This window comes from Prosthecobacter sp., from assembly GCF_044232965.1.
Taxonomy (GTDB): domain Bacteria; phylum Verrucomicrobiota; class Verrucomicrobiia; order Verrucomicrobiales; family Verrucomicrobiaceae; genus Prosthecobacter.
This window is the reverse complement of record NZ_JBIIKX010000064.1, coordinates 1-17,104: the sequence shown is the minus strand read 5'-3', so window position 1 is coordinate 17,104 and position 17,104 is coordinate 1. Positions and strand designations below refer to the sequence as shown.

The window sequence follows — 17,104 nt, the reverse complement described above, 5'->3', positions numbered from 1 at the left end:
CCCACTTTAGTGAGGGCTTCACACACTCACCAAGCCGCGCCTGATCGCCTCTGCCGTGGCCTGGGCGCGGTCGTTCACCTTCAGCTTCATCAAAATGCGGCTGACGTGTTGTTTCACGGTGTCTTCGGAGATGCCGAGAGTGGCGGCGATTTCCTTGTTGGCGTTGCCCTGCGTGATCAGCGTGAGAATTTCACGCTCGCGGGGAGTGATTTCAGGCTCGGCGAGGCGGTCTTTGAGGCGCTGGGCGATGTCGGCGGGCAAGCTGCGCTCACCTTGGGCGACGGTGCGGATGGCGGTGAGGAGATCGTCGCGGGAGGAGGATTTTTGGAGATAACCGAGTGCTCCGGCTTTGAGCGCGGCCTGGATTTCCTCGTCGCGGGCGAAGGTGGAGAAAATGAGGACGCGCGCAGCGGGGTGCTCGCGCATCAAGGCGGCGGTGGCCTCGATGCCGCTGATGCCGGGGAGTTGGAGATCCATGAGAACAACGTCCGGTTTCTTTTTGGCAAAGAGCTTGGCTGCATCCTCGCCACGATCGGCCTCGCCGACGACTTTGAGGTCGTCTTCAAGCTCCAGCGATGCCACGAGGCCGCTGCGGACGACGAAGTGATCGTCGATCAAGAGAAGGGAGATCATGGGCGATATGGAAGTGGGCAAATGACGAATGACGAATTTAGAATGACGAAGGAATGTCGAAGTTCGAATGACGAAAAGCATTCGAAGCAAGTTGGTTCGTCATTTGGCATTGGGGCTTCGTTCGTCATTCGGGAATTCGGATTTCGTCATTGAGGAGGCGGCAACGAAAGACACACCGAGGTGCCTTTTCCCTCCGCGCTCTCCCACCTCACCTCCGCTCCCACCTTCCTCGCTCGCTCCCGAATGCCCATGCAGCCGAAGTGGCCGGGTTGGCCGTGGGTTTGGGCGGTGGGGTCGAAGCCGCGTCCGTCATCGGTGATGCGGAGGGTGAGGAGTGATGCGGTGGCGGAGAGGTGGAGGGTGATGTGGGTGGGGTGGGCGTGTTTGAGGGCGTTGGTGATGGCTTCCTGGGCGATCATGCGGAGGTGATGCGTGACGGGCGGCGGGATGGTGGGGATGGTGGGGATGGGACTGAGGTCGAGGGTGATGGTGATGCCTTCGGGGGCACGGGCGGCGAGGAGTTGCAGGGCCTCGGGCAGGGTGGTGGCGTGCGCGGTGTCGTCGCGGAGGTCGGAGACGAGGTTGCGGGCTTCGCTTTGAATGCGGGAGACGAGGCTGCGGCTGGTTTCGAGCAGGGTGAGGGCTTTGTCCTCGAGCGGTCGGGTGCTGGCGGCATCGAGCCGGAGGGAGAGGCCGGTGAGCTCCTGCTCCAAGGTGTCGTGGAATTCGCGGGCGATGCGCTGGCGCTCGTCGAGCGCGGCCTGGTGGGTGATTTTGCTCTCCAGGCGGGTGATCTGTCGGCGCTGGAGGGTGAGCAAAATGAGCGTGAGCAGCACGAGCCCGCCAAGCAGGGCGATGGCGAAAACGAGTCGGCGGGCATTCCAAAAGGGCGCGGTGCTGAGCACCTGCACGTCATCGAGCGAGCGGAGGAGGAGCGAGGCGCGGTCGGGCTCGGAGCGGAAGCCTTTGTCGGTGGTGGCGGACTCGACGAGGCAGATGCCGGTGAGCTGGCAGGCGGAGCCGAGCTCGAGCCTGGGCGCGTTTTTTTCCAAAAGGAAGGCGCGGATGGAGGTGCCGCCGGAGGTGAGGCGCAGCTCGTAGCCGTCGGGGGTGCGGAAGAAGTCGTTCAACACGGCGGGCGTGGTGAGCTGGACGAGATCAGCATCGTGTGAGCCGTTTTGAAACTCACGCAGGGTCACGCGGGCGGCGGTGGGCGGCTCGGCGGCCTGGCGGCTGAGCACCTGCGCATCGGCGAGCGAGGCGCTAAAGCCGGCCATGACAGGAAAGCCGGTGATTTCGGCGAGATCGCCCGCGAGAAGGGATGGCGTGGTGGAGAGATGGACGGCGATGGCCGGGGAGAGCGGTGCCTTCGGTGGCTCGTCCTCTTTGACCTCACGCGGCGGTGGTGGCGGGGTGACATCGCGCAGGAAGACGCGGCCATCGTCAAACGCAGCCAAGACGGTGCCGCGAATGCGGGCGCGGTGATGCGGCTCGTCCGCCGCGCCAAAACGCAGCAGCGAGGCAACGGAGATGACAGGCAGTGATTCGGGCGCGGCGGCGCTTTGCGTGAGAGCGACATCACTCCAATCGGTGACGCGCAAATAGGGAAACACGAGCTGGCGGCGGTCATTGATGCCGCCGGCGGCGAGAGCGGTGATGCGCAGTCGGGCGTCGATGAGCTGAGGCGCGGCCTCCAGCGGTGCATCGACCCGCACCTCGATGACGCGGCTGCCCATCGCGAGGCGCAGGAGCGATCGATTTTCGTCCAGCGGTGTTAGGGTGCGTCCAAGCCCCTCGACGAGCACGCGTTGATAATGAAAGCGCCCGGTGGCGAGGTCGTCGAAGATCGCCGAAACCGCTGCCGGGGGCGATTCGTGGCTCAAAACGGTGATTTCGGTCACTTCGACGCCCGGAAGGTAGAGTCCGGCCATGGTGACGCCTTTCACCTGCACGCGATCCCCGACACGGAGGTCATTGCGGGCCGGTTTGAAGTGCAAATGCGTGCCCGCGGTGTCGTCCTGCACGAAAACCGTGCCGCCGCTCTCGACAAAGCCGACGGTGGCCGTGAGCTCGACGGGGAGTTTTTCCAAACTGCGCTCGTAGGGCAGCGTGCGGATGTCGAGGGCGCGAGTGAGCTGTGCCTGCGCGGCGACATGGACGAGCCAGCAAAGAAGCAAAATGAACGTGCGGGAGATCACGGTTTGGAGGCAGAGACAGATGACGTGACTAAAGCTCGACCATTCGGACGGGCAGGCAAAATCAATTCTTGCCAGCCAGGGCGTCACACGTCGTAATAGCCGTGTGCCATACAAATAAATGGAATCCACCGGCCAAACCCAAACGATCCGCATCGACAAGCCGGAAGTGACGAGGCTGGAGGGGGCGTTCATGGCGCATCAGGTCAGGGAAGAGCAGCCGGGCGGTTTTGTCGGCTCCTACAAGCTGCTGGAAATGCTGGGAGAAGGCGGTTTCGGGGTGGTGTGGCACGCGGAGCAGCACGAGCCGGTGCATCGCGAGGTCGCGGTGAAAATGATCAAGCTGGGGATGAACTCGCGCGAAGTTTTGGCGCGTTTCGAGCAGGAGCGGCATGTGCTGGCATCGATGGAGCATCCGCACATCGCGGGAATGCTGGATGCGGGTATCACGCCGGACGGGCGGCCTTACTTTGTGATGGAACTGGTCCGCGGCGTGCCCCTGACCGAATACTGCGTGGACAAAAACCTGCCGCTGCGCGAGCGCGTGCTGCTTTTCTGCGCCGTGTGCCGGGGTGTGCAGCACGCGCATCAAAAGGGTGTCATCCATCGCGATCTGAAGCCCTCGAACATCCTGGTCACGGAGGTGGACGGGCAGCCGGTGCCGAAAATCATCGATTTCGGCATCGCGAAGGCGATGGCGGCGCGCGAGGCGGCAAACCTATCGCTGATGACGCGGGCGGACGTGGCGATCGGCACGCCGCTTTACATGTCGCCGGAGCAGCTGTCGGACACGGCGGACGTGGACACGCGCAGTGACATTTACGCGCTGGGCGCGATCTTTTACGAGGTGCTCACGGGCACGCCGCCGATCGAGGCCAAGACGCTGAAGAAGGGCGGGCTGGAGGCGATGCGGCGGATCATGGCCGAGGTGCAGCCGCCGCGGCCCTCGCGGCGCATTCTGGAAGAAACACGGACGTTGAAAAAGAGCGGGGCGGTGCCGCAGACGCGTCTGATGCTGGCCTCATTGCCGGCAGATCTCGACTGGATCACGCTCTGCGCCATCGAGAAGGATCCGGCGCGGCGCTATGCGGGCGCGGCGGAGTTTGCGGCGGATTTGCAGCGCTTTCTGGACTCCAGGCCTGTGGCGGCGCATCCGCCGGCGGTGACGTATGTTGCCACGCGCTGGATTCGACGGCATCGCACGGCCTTTGCGGCGGCGGTGGTGAGCGTGCTGGCGATGATCGCCGGCACGGCGCTGGCGCTGTGGCAGGCAACCGAGGCGCGGCGTGAGAAAAAGTATGCCGAGGAGCAGGCCGCGCGAGCGATCAAGGCGGAGCAGGCCGCGAAGGAGGAATCCGCCAGAGCACAGCAAACCGCGAAGTTTTTGACCCAGCTTCTCGATGGTGCGGCCGAAGGGGTGAAGAACGGGCTCAATCCTGAGGCGCTGAAACTGGCGCTGGATCAAAACCGCTCTCTGCTGGCCGAAATCAAGGATGACGAGGTACTGCAGGCTGACCTGCAGGGACGTCTGGCGGGGCTTTATTCCACTGTTGGCGAGTGGAAGCCAGCGCTCGAACTCATGCGCGACCACGCGGCGGCCATCAGCCGCATGCATGGTGATTTGAGTGAGGAGGCGATCACAGTGGAACTGTCCTATCTCAAATATCTGGGGGCCCATGGCATGAGAATCACCGCGCCACCGCAACTAGAGGCATTGCGCACCAGAATCGAGAAAGACGGGCGGCGCGGCAGCAAGCTGTGGTTTGATGTGCAGCGAGAGCTCTGCCGCGTGGCCTTGAAGCTAGAGGATGGCGCCATGTCGCTGGTTTACTCGACTGACGCTTTGGAAGAGGCATTGCGGCAGAAATTGAAAGGCAGGCCGCTGCTCTACATTCAACTCGCGCATGCGGAGTCGTTGGAAAGTGTCGGCCGTGTCGAAGAGGCGCTGAAGCTGCTGCAAGAATGCCGTCCACCGGAGGTGAAGTCGAAAGATGCGAAAGGCCAGATGGAGATGGTGAACAAACAGCTCACTCAGCTAATGCGAAACCAGGGGGACTTTGCGGGCGCGGCCAGGATTCAGCGTGAAAAAATAGCTGAAATGAAACGCTGGCCGGAAACGCCAGGCCAGAAGCTGCTCGCCGAATTGCTGATTCTCTCCGCGTATGAAAGCAGTGCCAGTGAACTGGAGCCTGCGCGCGAACATGCCGAGGAAGCACTGGCTCTGGCGCAGGGCCGGTCTGTCTTGAAGCAGAATACGAGCGCACCGAGTCGTGTGGACATCGGCAAGTGCCTGATCCGCCTGGCGGAATGCGAAAGCGCCCTGGAGCGGCATGATGAGGCGGTCGGTCGTGCTTTGGAGGCGCGAGACAACGCTGTCGAGCAGGGCAGCAAAACAGCGCTTTTCCCCGCGCTGGTCTGTCTTGGGAGAATGCACAAACTCGCCGGACATTTCGACGAAGCCTATCAGGTTTTCGACGAATGCCGAAACCTGCGTGACAAGGACAGCGCCAACTACCGGACCGCACTTTATGACATTGAGGAGATGATCAACGTCCGGATTGCGCAGAACCGGCCTGAAGATGCCCTCGCACTGGCCCGTGAGATGTGGCATCGCATCAACAGCCATCCTGTGGGGCGCACCGACAGTGGAGGGCTTGGCTATGTTGCTGGGTTGGCGCTGAAGTCCTGGGAAGCGCTCAAACAAAGCCGCCCCGAGGTTCCGGAGCCGGCTGAATTTCAGCTTTGGACGACGGCAGACGCTCATGAGGACGCGAGGATGGAACAGCCTAATCGACTCAAGGAGACGGGAGTAAAGTAGCGGAAGAATCATGCGGTGCATGATTCGTCATTCTTCAATCATTCGTCGCCGGACCGCCGCGCTGGAGCTTGCGGACGAGATCCTTCACCTCATGGGCCTGGCGCATGTCTTTGAACTGCACTTCGATGCCGGCGTTGGCGGCGGTGGAGAAGTCGATGGTGCCGAGGCCGAGCAGGCCTTTGAGGCCGGACTCGTACACGTCGATGCTGCGGATGTCGCAGATGCGCGCTTCTTTGGAACTGCGACCGATGATGCCCCAGATCAGCTCCACGCGCTCGCGGGTGACGATGTAGTCATGTGAGTAGCGGGCGATGCCGATGGCGATGAACGTGGAGGTGGCACACAGCAGCGCGATGACAGCGTATTCGAGCTGGATGGCCAGCAGCAAGCCGGCGGCGATGAGCAGCAGCAGCACGAGAAAGAGCGCCTTCGTGTACCCAAGCCAGGAAGGACGCGCGTGGCGCAGGATGACCTCGCCGCTGGGTGTGTAGCGGTATTTTTCTTCTTTTTCGGGCTCCTCTTCTTCTTCGATGTCTTCCTCCTCGTCGGGAATGTCGTGATCGGGGCTGATCTCGCGATACGCGGGGCGGTTCAGGCGTGATTGAGTGACGGGGCGCATGCCGCTGACGAGCTCACCCACGGTGTGACTGAGGCCGGTGTCTTCATCGACGCACATCTCACCGCGGGCGAGCGATCCCCGCGCGACGAGCGTGTAAAGATCCTCTTTCGACAGCGGTTCGCCAAAGGCCGGGTGGTTTTGCAGCGTGTAGCGGGCGGACATGATGACGGGCGAGTGCGGCATGGAAGCACAGGCGGGCGGCCCGTGTCACGCACGATCACTCTGCATCGGGCGCGGGCGGGAGCAAATCCTCGCGTTTCATTAAATCCGCCACCTTCAGCAGCAGCAGCTCGCCTTTGGGCGTGCGGATGATTTCGCCGAGGAAGGCGGTGAGGCGGTCCATCTCGGCCACGGCGGAGTGGACCATGCTGGCGAGGATGCGTGTGTCATGCCGGTGCGGCGGGAAGACGTTGGTGATGCGAAACATCACCTGGCCGCCGTCCCATTCGAGCTCGAAGTTGCCGAGGTTCAGCTCCTTGTTCACGCGCATGAGCAGCTCGCACACGGGCAGGCGGTGGGTGGAGGGGACCTGGAGCGTGGAATTGGCCACGACGCTGACGATGTGCGTCTCGCCGAAGACCTGCATGTGCAGCGGGATCTTCGTGTGGTGCGCCTCGAAGTCGCACTCGATGACGTGGTGCTCTGGGATTTCGCGGTAATGCCAGCCCATGTCCTTGAAGGTGCTGAGGGCGGTGGCGTAGAGTGCGGACATCAGGTGATCTGAAATTCGAGATCAAAAGGTGGTCGGGGCGGCCAGATTCGAACTGACGACTTCTTGCTCCCAAAGCAAGCGCTCTACCAGGCTGAGCTACGCCCCGTTATCATTCCCGCCGTCCTGTGGAGGACGAGGGGCCGCGATAGTGGCGCTGTTTGAAGGGGAAGCAAGGGGAGAAAATGACGAATAACAAATGTGTCATGACGAATGGCGGCAATCCTCTTCGATTGAGCGGCTATTTCACCACGGGCAGGATGGATTTTTTAACGCGATTGTTTGGGAATGATCGCGAATGGTCGCGAATTTAGGCTGGCGGTGGATTCGTGCAAATTCGCGGTCATTCGTGGCGATTCGCGTTTTGTCCGGCAGGCAAAAATCAGCGGGGGGGCGCATTCAGCGTCACGGTGCCACTGAAGTTGCCCAGGAGTTGGCGTTCCCACCACTCGCCGGAGACTTTTTGCGCCTCGGGCGGAATGAAGTGGTAGCGGTAGAGCCGGGCGCGGATGTGGGTGATTTTTTCGACCGGGAAGGGCGGAGGTTCGAGCAGATCCCACACCGGCTGCTTGTGCTGGAGCAGGGCGGTGAGGAACTGGCCGAACCAGTGCATGGGTGAGTTTGGGTTGGCATCGCGCTGCGGATCGTAGCCGGGATAGAGCGCGGCGAACCACATCTGCCAGTCGAGCCGGGGCTGGTGTGGGGCGATGAAGCGGGGCGCGATCTTCGGATCGCCAGGCTTGTATTTGAAATCGAGCGGCAGGAAGAGCGCGCCGTCATCGCTGACCTCAAGAAGGATCTCCGGGCGCTCCTCGGTCATGTCCTGGAAGAGGCCGTAGGCGTTGAAGCTGCGCGTGCGGCTGATGGGCGCGTCGAGCGCCTCGTGCCATGCCGACGGGAGCACGGGTTTGAAGCCGCGAATGCGAGCGGCGAGGAAGGAATCGGCGGCGAGCAGGGTGACGAGCATCACCGGCAGCACTGCGGCGAGCGCGGGCCATTGCATCCAGCGATACCAGACGGGACGCGGGGCTTCGGCGTCGATGCGCAACCAGCGGCGCACGAATTTCGGCCACCAGCGGTCGTCGAGCAGTGTGAGGACGAGCGCGGCGGTGAGACAGGTGAAGAAATTGTAGTTCCCGGTGGCTGAGATCATCGCCATGAGACCGAGGAAGCCCAGCGCGGCGGCCAGACGGCCCCAGCGGCCGAGGAAAATCGCAAACGGCAGCCCGAGTTCGATGCCATACATGATCCAGCAGCCCGCCACATGAAACTCGCGCGGACAGTGATGCGCGAACCATGACCAACCGTTCGGCAGCGGCTGCGTTTCGTAGTGGTAGAGCAACGCGGTCATGTTTTCCCATGGCAGATCGCCACCGCCGATCTTGACGTAGCCGGAGAGAAACATCAGGCGAAACAACAGCCAGTGCAGGAGGAAGATCGAGCTGCGTGGCGGCTCGGTGACGCCGCGAAACGACCACAACCGCCACGGCGCGACGAACAGCGCTAGAAATCCGGCTTCCAGCAGCAGCGCATCCCACTGGTAGCCCATGAAAATGTCCCCCGTGGTGGCGAAGGAGAGATAGCCAAACCACAGCAGTGCCAGCAGCGGGCCCTGCGCCATACCGGCGATCACCAGCACGCAAAGGATGCCGCAGGCGATCAGGCAGCCGTGCGCGAAGGCATCGCTGTAATGCCAGTGGAAGAAGGAGGGAAACTGCCAGAACAGCGTCTTCTGCTCGCGATCCTCGAAGGCATGGATGTTCTGGATGAGGTTCTTCGCGGGCAGAATGCCGTTCTCGCCCACCAGCCCGTCATACTGAACACCCCAGGAGACGAAGGCGATGAGGTAGATCACCGCCAGCAGACGCGGAAACAGCCAGCGGACGACGCTGTAGCGTCCGCGATGGGTTTCGAGCCAGGAGAATGGGGTCAAGATTTCTAGACGTTACAGGGCTGAACTCATGTAAACGTAAACAGCTTTGGGCGGCTGTTTGAGATTGACGACGATCGGAAGCTTCGTCTCGCCATAAATTCCTCCAAGTGAGGAATGATGCACATAAAGCGCCTCATCGTTCCAGTAGAGATCAAAATCGCCAGTGTAGTTCCAAAATACTGCGCGCACGAGATACGGACGAGTTCCGACTTGGCGCTTGTAATGTGGGCCGGCGTAATATGTAGCCAACTCATCGGTCAGTTCGACAACGGCTGCGTCACTCAGTTTCTCAACGGCCATTGGGAGTTTTGTCACCTGGGTTTGCCAGGATGACTTTTTGCCAATCGCATGGCCGCTGGATGAGCCGGGATATTTCTGAGGTTCGAATATCCAACTATCCGTTTTGCTTTTTGTTTTTGGAGCCGCCAACTGAAAGCCGATGTCTTCTGCGTTCTTGTCTTGAGAAACACATGATGTCAGCGCTATGACTGCAATCACAATTGTTACGGTGAGTAGATTTGTTTGCATCGTAGTTGTCGAAGATCACGTCACAATCGCCTTCCTCGGATTCACATCCAGCACTTGCTTTAAATCCTCCTCGCTCATGCCAAGCTGCTCATACGCGTTTGTTTTGATGCGCGGGACGGTGACGGTGCTGCCGACGAAGTGGGTGGCGTCGGGGGAGCGGGCGACGAGGTCGTCGCCGATGAGGATGTCCCAGCCGGCGAGGGTGTAGCGGCCGGGGCCGAGGCGGGCGGCGGAGATGGCGTCGGTGACGAAAATGGTGCGGTCGAGGCCGATACTGGCGAGCCAGTTTTTCAGCACGAAGAAGGGCACATGCACGCCGTCGGGGATGAAGCAAAGCCAGAGGCGATCATGCAGGCTGAGGGCGCGCTGGATGATGTTGTCATGGCGGTGCATCTGGATAGGGCAGCCGTTGCCGAGATGCGTGAACATGGTCAGACCGGCGTCGCAGGCGGCGTTGAGCTGGTCGAGCGAGGGATCGCAGTGACCGGCGGAGACGGTGACGCCTTGGGAGGCGAGGAAAGCGGTGGTTTTGCTGCCCTCATCGTGCTCGGGGGCGAGGGTGACGAGCTTGGCGAGGCCTCCGGCGGCGGCGAGGAGACGCTTGGCGTCGTCCACATTGGCCGGTTTCACGGCGTGGGGCGGATGGGCACCGACGTAGCCTTTGATGGGATTGATGAACGGCCCCTCGATGTGGATGCCGGTGATCATTCGGCGGGCGAGCTCGTCTTTTTCGCGCAATTCGACCAGTTTGCCGATGCGGCGCTCCAGGGTGGGAATTTCATCGGTGATGAAGGTGGCGAGGATGGCGTCACAGCCGTCTTCAACGAGGCACTCGCAAGCGTGATGGAGGGTTTCGGCGGTGAGATTGTCGCCGTTGAAGTCGGTGCCGGCGTAGCCGTTGACCTGGAGATCGAAAGGTTTCATGGCGGGCATTGGAGCGGTTTTGCCGGGAGGAAGCAAGACCCGGCGGTGATGGGTTTTGGTATGAATGTCACGCGGGGGAGGTCAAGGGGGGGCAAGAGATCAAGGAAGGGTCAAGGAGGGGGGGATTTGGGTGTGGAGCCCCCGTCTTGACCCCTTGACGAAGCTTGACCCGCTCCTGCCTTCTTGACCTTCGGCCTGCCTTCCCCTTTATTTCCAGTGTTTACAAGCCGTCCTGATCGGCATAAAACATGCTGTGTACGAGGCGTCTCCCGAACTGGCGCTTGGTGCTGCCCCTTTCACCTCATTCTTTGATTCCCGGCCCATGATTGATCTTATCTCCAAAGGCGGACCGCTGGTCTGGCTCCTGATTGGGTGCCTGTGCTTCGCCGGAGCGATCTTTATTGAGCGGCTGGCCTACTTTCACCGCGCCAGCATGAACATCGGTGAGTTCCTGGCCGGGCTGGCCAGCCTGATCCGCCGCAAGAACTTCGCCGAGGCGCTGCAGGAGTGTGTGGCGACTCGGGTGCCTGCCGGACGTGTGATTCATGCGGCGCTGCTGCGGCACCATGCGCCGCGTGAGCAACTCAAGGAGATCGTGCAGGAAGCGGGGCAGCTTGAGGTGCCGCGTCTGGAGCGTTTCCTTGGCATCCTGAACGCCATCGCGCATGCGGGGCCGCTCATCGGCCTGCTGGGCACGGTGATCGGCCTGCTGGACAGTTTCACTGGCCTAGCCTCCGCCAACGGCGTGGCGACGCACGCCGATGTGGCCCGCGGAGTGTATCAAAGCCTCATCACCTCCGCGCTCGGTCTCGTGGTGGCGATTCCAGCCTACCTGTCCTTCGCCTTTCTCAGCGCCCGTGCCCGCTCGCTCATGCATGACCTGGAACGCGCCGGAATCGAGATCGTGAACCTGATCGAGGACGCGAAAGGCTCCGACAACATCGTGGAATTCCGCCCGGCGGAAACTGAGGCGCCCAAAGCGGCGAAACGCGTGCGCGGATTGAAGGGATGAGCGTCCGCTCAACGCAGCCTCCGGCAGGTCCAACCAACGACCGCCCGCCCGGAACTGCGAACCGAGACCAACCATGAAGCTCGAAAGCAACCTGCCGAAGCAAAGCCCGTGGCTCTACACCGCGCCGCTGCTGAACACGATCCTGCTGCTGCTGGTGTATTTCCTGTTCAGCAGCGGCTTTGTGCAGCATTCCGGCATCACGGTGGAGCATCCGCAGTCGAACTCGCGCCTTACCGGTTTTGACCGCGCCCACATCATCACCATCGCGGCCGGGATGGAAAACTCGCTGTATTTCGACGGTGTGCGCATCACCACCACCGAGCTGCGGGAGAAACTGAAGGCGCACCGCGAGGGCGAGCGCCGCGCCATCATCCATGCCGACAAGCAGGCGCCGTTTGGCCGCGTGATCGAGATTGGCAACATGGCGCTCGATCTCGGCTACGAGGTGGCGCACTCCACCGTGCCGCCGAAGTCGTAAACCCGCCCCAGCCGATGCCCGCCAAACCGCACCCGCACGAGCCGCTGATCTTTGCGTGGCAGGCGCGTGATCACTCGACCTGGCACCTTGTGGTGGCGCTGCTGGTGCTCATGGGGGCGATGGCCGGCTTCTTTTTCGTCTTTCGCATCGTGCATCCCGTGACGCAGCGGGTGACGACCACACCGCAGCACATGATCTCGCTTGATCCGCGTGATCCCGCCGCGCTGGCGCTGATCCACCGTGCGCAGGATCGCAGTTTCGCGCTGCTCAACGACGCCGAGGCTACCACGCCGCTAGAAAGCGGGTTGCTGGCGTTTCGCCCCTCCTTTGAAGGCTATGAGCTCAAGCTACGCGAGCTGGAGCCCACCGCCACGACGGTGAAACAACCGCGCTTGTTCACGCCCGGCAGAGATGTGCTGCCGCCGGTGCCACGTCGTGTCGTGGAGCCGGTGACCGCGCCGTCTGCGGCCACGCTGCGCGCCGTCATGAGCAGCACGCTGGCGAAACGCGGCCCGGCGAGCGTGGAGCTGCCCGGCATCGCGCTCACCCAGCCCACGCGGGTGCAGTTTCGTGTCGCCGTGGGCTCTGCGGGGCAGGTGCTCACCGCGCTACCGCTCGGCAGTGCGGAAGATGCCGAGGTGATGAGCCAGCTTCAGGCGGCTGTGAACGCGCTGCGATTTCAGCCTTCTGAAGTCAAACGCATCGAGTGGGGTGAGGTTTCCTTCCGCTGGGAGGTGGCGAAGCCATGATCCCCATCCCGCTTGGCGGATTGATCATTTTTTTCATGGCCGTCGGCGTCACCGTGGTCTGCGCCCTTTGGTTTCTCAGCTTCTGGCGCGACCGTAAACGCGAGGTCTATCGCCGCCGCATCGCCGTCCAGTGCCGCATCTGCGGCACGGCCTACGCGTGCGAGCCGAAGCGCAAGATCGCCGTCACGATCTGCCCGGTGTGTCGCACGCCGAATGAGCGGAACAAGCTGCAGCAGATCTGACCTCGTCATTTTGGAAAGCAGGCTTGCTTTCTTACTCTCCAATCGGCGACATTTACCCCAATCAATGTCTTCCCGCGTGCCCCATTCCCCAGCCGATGCCATGCTGCCTGCCGCCACTGCCAAAACGGCGGCGCAGCAGATTGAAACGATCATCCAGCGCGTGTCGCAGATCATCCTGGGGAAGGAGGATGTCGTGCGCCTCGCGGTGACGTGCCTGCTGGCGCGTGGGCATCTGTTGTTTGAGGATCAGCCAGGGGTTGGCAAGACGATGCTCTCCCAGTCTTTGGCGCAGGCGCTTGGCTTGGGATTTCGACGAGTTCAATTCACCAGCGATCTGCTGCCTGCGGACATCCTTGGCGCGTCGGTATATGACCGCGGCACGGCGGCGTTTCATTTTCATCGCGGACCGGTCTTCACGCAGGTGTTGTTGGCGGACGAGATCAATCGTGCCACACCGAAAACGCAGTCCGCGCTGCTGGAGGCAATGGAGGAAGGCAAAGTCACCGCCGATGGGGCCACGCATGCGCTGCCGGAGCCGTTCTTCGTCATCGCCACGCAAAATCCCTCCACACAGATCGGCACCTTCATGCTGCCGGAGTCGCAGATGGACCGCTTTTTGATGCGGCTGGCGCTCGGTGTGCCGGATCGCACGGCGGAACGTGCTTTGCTCGAAGGTCAGGAGCGGCGTGAGCTGCTGCGGGCGATGGAACCGGCCATGTCGGTCATCGAATTGCAGCAGTTGCAGGGCTGGACACGTGCGGTGCATGCCGCTCCGGCGCTGCTGGACTATTTGCAGGACTTGCTGGCCGCCAGCCGAGTGCAGGGGCATGGGCTTTCACCACGCGCGGGTCTCGCCGTGCTCGCGGCGGCACGCGCGTGGGCCTTGCTCAGCGGGAGGGCGATGGTTTTGCCGGAGGACATTCAAGCCGTCGCCGTTCCGGTGATGGGGCATCGTCTGGAGCATGCCATCGACGGCATGAGCGGTGTTGAGTTGGCCAAACAGCTCATTGCGGAAACACCGCTGCCTTGAAGCGATGAAAACACGCGTTCGCTGGAACCGGCACACGCTGGCGCTCGCAGCCATCGTGGGCGGCATGTGGTATGCGGCGGAGGCGCAATCAAACGGCGCGGCGCATCTCATCGCGCTGATCACAGCGGCGATGGGCGCGCTTTCCTGGCTGCATGCGCGGGCGAATTTGCGCGGAATCAGCGTGCGCCTTGTCGGGGGGCGACCCACGGCGCAGGACGAGTCCAAACGCATTCCGGTGGAACTGCGGGCCACGGGCGCGGTTTCGCCGTGCGGGCTGGAGGTGCTCGTCATCGGCGCGGAGACCTCGGTGTTTGTTGAGCGCGTGCCCTCAGGCCAAGCGGTGCTCGTGGAACTACCGCCGCCAGCGCGGCATGCGGGCGGCGCGTTGCGGATCATGGTGCGCAGTGTGTATCCGCTGGGCTTGTTCACGGCGGAAGGGGTGATGCAAACTTCATGGGTGCGACGCGTGCATCCCAAACCTGAAGGCGACCTGCCGCTGCCTGCGCCTGATTACTCGCTGCAAGGCGATGCGGCGGTGGTTTCGACCGCGAGAGCGCAAAGCAGCGGCGGGGATGACTTTGCCGGGCTGCGGGAGTGGCATGCAGGCGACTCACCTCGCCACATCGACTGGCGCGCGGCGGCGCGTGGTGGCCCGCTCATGGTCAAAACCTGGAGTTCGAGCGTGGCAGGCGTCGTGGTGCTCGATTGGAAGGCGCTCACGCTCGACGAGGCCGCCCGCGCCTCGCAGATCGCCCGCTGGATGGAGATTTGCGAGAGCGAAGCACGTCCGTATGAGCTGCGGCTGCCAGAAACCACGATACGCGCCGGTCTTGGGCCTGCACATCAGCGCCGCTGCCTGGATGTGCTCTCCACGAAAGTGAGTGCGGAAGCCGGTGCAGCGATGTCGAGCGATTTGAAGGACGGGAAGGCGACAAGTGAGATCAGCTTCGAGCAATCCATCTATCTGCCCTTACGTCCGCTGCTGCTGCTGAGTCTGGCACTGCTTTTGGCGATCTGGCCCATGCATGGCTACATCGCCACGGTGGGACTGGTGGTGTGCGCCCTGTGTTTGATCTGGCGCGGCGTGCTGCGCATGGGCGTGCCGCATGTGGTCGTTCGCGCGGCTGTCATCGTCTTTGGCATCGCGGCGGTGTGGTTTGAGTATGGCGAGATGCGCGGCATGGAGCCGGGCATCGCCCTGCTGCTCGTGCTGGCAGGAGCGAAAGTCCTCGAAAGTCGCACGCCGCGTGAATTTCAGGTGCTGGGGCTGATTGGCTGGTTCCTCGCGTTTTGTGTCGTCCTGCTCGAAAATCATCTCTCACGCTCGGCCTGGGTGCTGGGGGTGTTTTTGCTCATCACCGGCTGCATGGTGCGCTTCCGCCGCAGCGCTCCCGGGGCACGCGAACCTGCGCGGGTGACCGCCACGCTCTTCGTGCAGGCCGTGCCGCTGGCGCTGATGCTGTTTTTTGTGTTTCCACGCGGATTGCTCGACCTCAGCGCCGCGCTGGGCCGCAGCCGGTTTGGAGAGACGGGCATCGACAATACGCTTGATCCCGGCGGCATCGCCAAGGTGGCCTTGAGTACGGATGTGGCCTTCCGTGTGCGTTTTCCCGATGGTGAGCCGCCGCTAAACATGCACCGCTACTGGCGCTGCATCACCCTGTGGCACTGCGAAGGCCTGCGCTGGACGCGTGGCGAGCGGCTCGGCTACCGGCCGATGTTCCCAGCCAACAAAAGCCCCAATGACGTGCGCCAGATCATCGACCTGGAAGCACATGGCCGGACGTGGGTGCCCGCGCTCGATCTGCCGCTCAACGCAACCGTGCGCGGCATGCGCTTGTATCCCGAGTTCGATGAAACGCTGGTCTCACCCGTGCCAGTGCGCAGTTCGGAGCGCATCGAGGTCAAATCACGCATCGAACAGCCTCCGCTGCGTGATCTGCCGGAACACCACCGCGAGGCCGCTCTGCAACTGCCTGAGAACATCTCCCCACGCCTCAAACAGCTCACGGATTCCTGGGAGGCCGCCGCGCAAAACGATGAGCAGATTGTGCAGCTCGCCTTGAATCACCTGCGCACGCAGGGCTTCACTTACACGCTGGAGCCGGGTGAGTACACCGGGCCGGGCGGGCTGGAGGAATTCTTCCTCAGCCGCCGCACCGGCTTCTGCGAGCATTTCAGCGCCAGCTTTGCCACGCTCATGCGCATGGCTGGCGTGCCCTCGCGTCTGGTGGTGGGGTATCTCGGCGGTGAGTTTTCGGATCACAACGGCGGCTATCTCATCGTGAAACAAAGTGACGTGCATGCTTGGACCGAGGTCTGGCTGGAGCGTGTGGGCTGGTTTCGCATCGATCCCACGGCCGCGCTGGCTCCCGACCGCGTGAACATCGACTTGCGTTCCTGGTTGGCGGGGGGAGAGGAGGCCGCCGAGCGCCAGCGCCGCAGCCTGTGGGGTCGCGTCACGCAACGCATGCGCTTGCTCTGGGACAGCCTCAGTTACGCCTGGCAGGACCGCGTTATCGACTTCAACCAAGAAACGCAGCGCGGCCTGCTGGAGCGCCTGGGCTTGGTGCAGAGTCGGCTCGTGCTGATCATCGCCAGCATTGCTGCCGTGTCCCTCGTCGCCGCGCTCGTCACCTGGTGGCTGCGACGGCCCGCACGACATGCGGACCCGTGGGTGCGTGCTTGGCAGCGCGTGTGCCAGAAGCTCGCCAAGGCCGGTGTACGGCCTCGGCTGGCTCATGAAGGCCCGTTGGCGTATGCCGAGCGAGTTTCTGCCCTCAGACCGGATTTGGCGTCTCAAATCAAACCTCTGGCCGAATTGTATGTGGCAGGCCGTTACGGTGCTCAGTCCGAGCGTTTGGACGAATTCAAAAAACTGGTTTCAGGCTTTAAGCCAACACAGAATTTGATGGTGCGCGATGCAGGGTTCGAACCTGCGACCCCTGCCGTGTGAAGGCAATGCTCTACCACTGAGCTAATCGCGCGGAATTTTCCGGGGCGCAGTCTTTAAGCGGACTTGGCGGTGTGGGCAACCGGAAAAATCAGCGAAGGCAAGGCTGGGCATAAGCATCGAATTTGCTTTGTGAAAGAGCGTTCGCAAGTCGGCTCCCTCTCCCCGGCTGCTGGTGTGGCTCTTTAAAATGCTTGTTCGCGGGGAGAGGGACCGAAAAAAACGCTGCGCCATTTGGAGGGAAGGCGAATTTGTAGCGGTCACAACAGCCGGTGTTCGAC

The 17,104-nt window shown here is 62.4% G+C and carries 14 protein-coding genes and 2 tRNA genes; 7 read left to right on the top strand and 9 right to left on the bottom strand.

Annotation, left to right across the window (positions count from 1 at the left end; all coding sequences use genetic code 11):
* Window positions 1-18: 18 nt before the first annotated feature.
* A complete protein-coding gene (locus ACILSI_RS21000; protein ID WP_395723875.1) occupies window positions 19-633 on the bottom strand; it encodes a response regulator in 615 nt (204 codons plus the stop codon).
* Window positions 634-779: 146 nt separating this feature from the next.
* Window positions 780-3,023: an ATP-binding protein gene (locus tag ACILSI_RS20995; RefSeq protein WP_395723874.1), complete on the bottom strand. Its 2,244-nt coding sequence runs from the start codon at window positions 3,021-3,023 to the stop codon at window positions 780-782.
* Here ACILSI_RS20995 and ACILSI_RS20990 point away from each other — a divergent pair.
* Window positions 2,950-5,646, top strand: a complete 2,697-nt coding sequence (locus tag ACILSI_RS20990; protein ID WP_395723873.1) for a protein kinase domain-containing protein — start codon at window positions 2,950-2,952, stop codon at window positions 5,644-5,646. The two genes, ACILSI_RS20995 and ACILSI_RS20990, sit on opposite strands and share 74 nt — an antisense overlap.
* 34 nt (window positions 5,647-5,680) lie before the next feature.
* Here ACILSI_RS20990 and ACILSI_RS20985 read toward each other — a convergent pair whose 3' ends face one another.
* The 6 genes from ACILSI_RS20985 to ACILSI_RS20960 form a co-directional block, all read right to left on the bottom strand.
* The gene (locus ACILSI_RS20985) at window positions 5,681-6,448 is read right to left on the bottom strand and encodes a PH domain-containing protein (RefSeq protein ID WP_395723872.1); all 768 of its coding nucleotides are present in this window, start codon (window positions 6,446-6,448) and stop codon (window positions 5,681-5,683) included.
* Window positions 6,449-6,482: 34 nt separating this feature from the next.
* Window positions 6,483-6,977, bottom strand: a complete 495-nt coding sequence (locus ACILSI_RS20980) for a hypothetical protein (protein WP_395723871.1) — start codon at window positions 6,975-6,977, stop codon at window positions 6,483-6,485.
* Between the two features lie 29 nt (window positions 6,978-7,006).
* Window positions 7,007-7,083 (bottom strand) — tRNA-Pro (locus ACILSI_RS20975).
* A 273-nt stretch (window positions 7,084-7,356) separates the two neighbouring features.
* Window positions 7,357-8,907 carry a lipase maturation factor family protein gene (locus ACILSI_RS20970; RefSeq protein WP_395723870.1) on the bottom strand — a complete coding sequence of 517 codons (1,551 nt, stop codon included), beginning with the start codon at window positions 8,905-8,907 and terminating at the stop codon, window positions 7,357-7,359.
* A 12-nt stretch (window positions 8,908-8,919) separates the two neighbouring features.
* Window positions 8,920-9,435 (bottom strand): hypothetical protein, encoded by a 516-nt coding sequence (locus ACILSI_RS20965; RefSeq protein ID WP_395723869.1) that lies wholly within the window; start codon window positions 9,433-9,435, stop codon window positions 8,920-8,922.
* Window positions 9,436-9,450: 15 nt separating this feature from the next.
* Complete coding sequence (locus tag ACILSI_RS20960; RefSeq protein ID WP_395723868.1) at window positions 9,451-10,359, bottom strand: N-acetylglucosamine-6-phosphate deacetylase; 909 nt, start codon at window positions 10,357-10,359, stop codon at window positions 9,451-9,453.
* A gap of 322 nt (window positions 10,360-10,681) precedes the next feature.
* On the opposite strand from ACILSI_RS20960, the gene ACILSI_RS20955 reads away from it, so the two are divergent.
* The 6 genes from ACILSI_RS20955 (at window position 10,682) to ACILSI_RS20930 (ending at window position 16,826) form a co-directional block, all read left to right on the top strand.
* On the top strand, window positions 10,682-11,371 hold the full coding sequence (locus ACILSI_RS20955; protein WP_395723867.1) for a MotA/TolQ/ExbB proton channel family protein: 690 nt from the start codon (window positions 10,682-10,684) through the stop codon (window positions 11,369-11,371).
* A 73-nt stretch (window positions 11,372-11,444) separates the two neighbouring features.
* On the top strand, window positions 11,445-11,849 hold the full coding sequence (locus ACILSI_RS20950; protein WP_395723866.1) for an ExbD/TolR family protein: 405 nt from the start codon (window positions 11,445-11,447) through the stop codon (window positions 11,847-11,849).
* 14 nt (window positions 11,850-11,863) lie between these two features.
* Window positions 11,864-12,598 carry a hypothetical protein gene (locus ACILSI_RS20945; protein WP_395723865.1) on the top strand — a complete coding sequence of 245 codons (735 nt, stop codon included), beginning with the start codon at window positions 11,864-11,866 and terminating at the stop codon, window positions 12,596-12,598.
* Complete coding sequence (locus tag ACILSI_RS20940; RefSeq protein WP_395723864.1) at window positions 12,595-12,840, top strand: hypothetical protein; 246 nt, start codon at window positions 12,595-12,597, stop codon at window positions 12,838-12,840. The genes ACILSI_RS20945 and ACILSI_RS20940 overlap by 4 nt, the downstream gene beginning before the upstream one ends.
* Before the next feature lie 100 nt (window positions 12,841-12,940).
* Window positions 12,941-13,870 carry an AAA family ATPase gene (locus ACILSI_RS20935; protein WP_395723892.1) on the top strand — a complete coding sequence of 310 codons (930 nt, stop codon included), beginning with the start codon at window positions 12,941-12,943 and terminating at the stop codon, window positions 13,868-13,870.
* A gap of 4 nt (window positions 13,871-13,874) precedes the next feature.
* The gene (locus tag ACILSI_RS20930) at window positions 13,875-16,826 is read left to right on the top strand and encodes a transglutaminaseTgpA domain-containing protein (protein ID WP_395723891.1); all 2,952 of its coding nucleotides are present in this window, start codon (window positions 13,875-13,877) and stop codon (window positions 16,824-16,826) included.
* Here ACILSI_RS20930 and ACILSI_RS20925 read toward each other — a convergent pair.
* Window positions 16,783-16,857 (bottom strand) — tRNA-Val (locus tag ACILSI_RS20925). The genes ACILSI_RS20930 and ACILSI_RS20925 overlap by 44 nt on opposite strands.
* Between the last annotated feature and the right edge of the window lie 247 nt (window positions 16,858-17,104).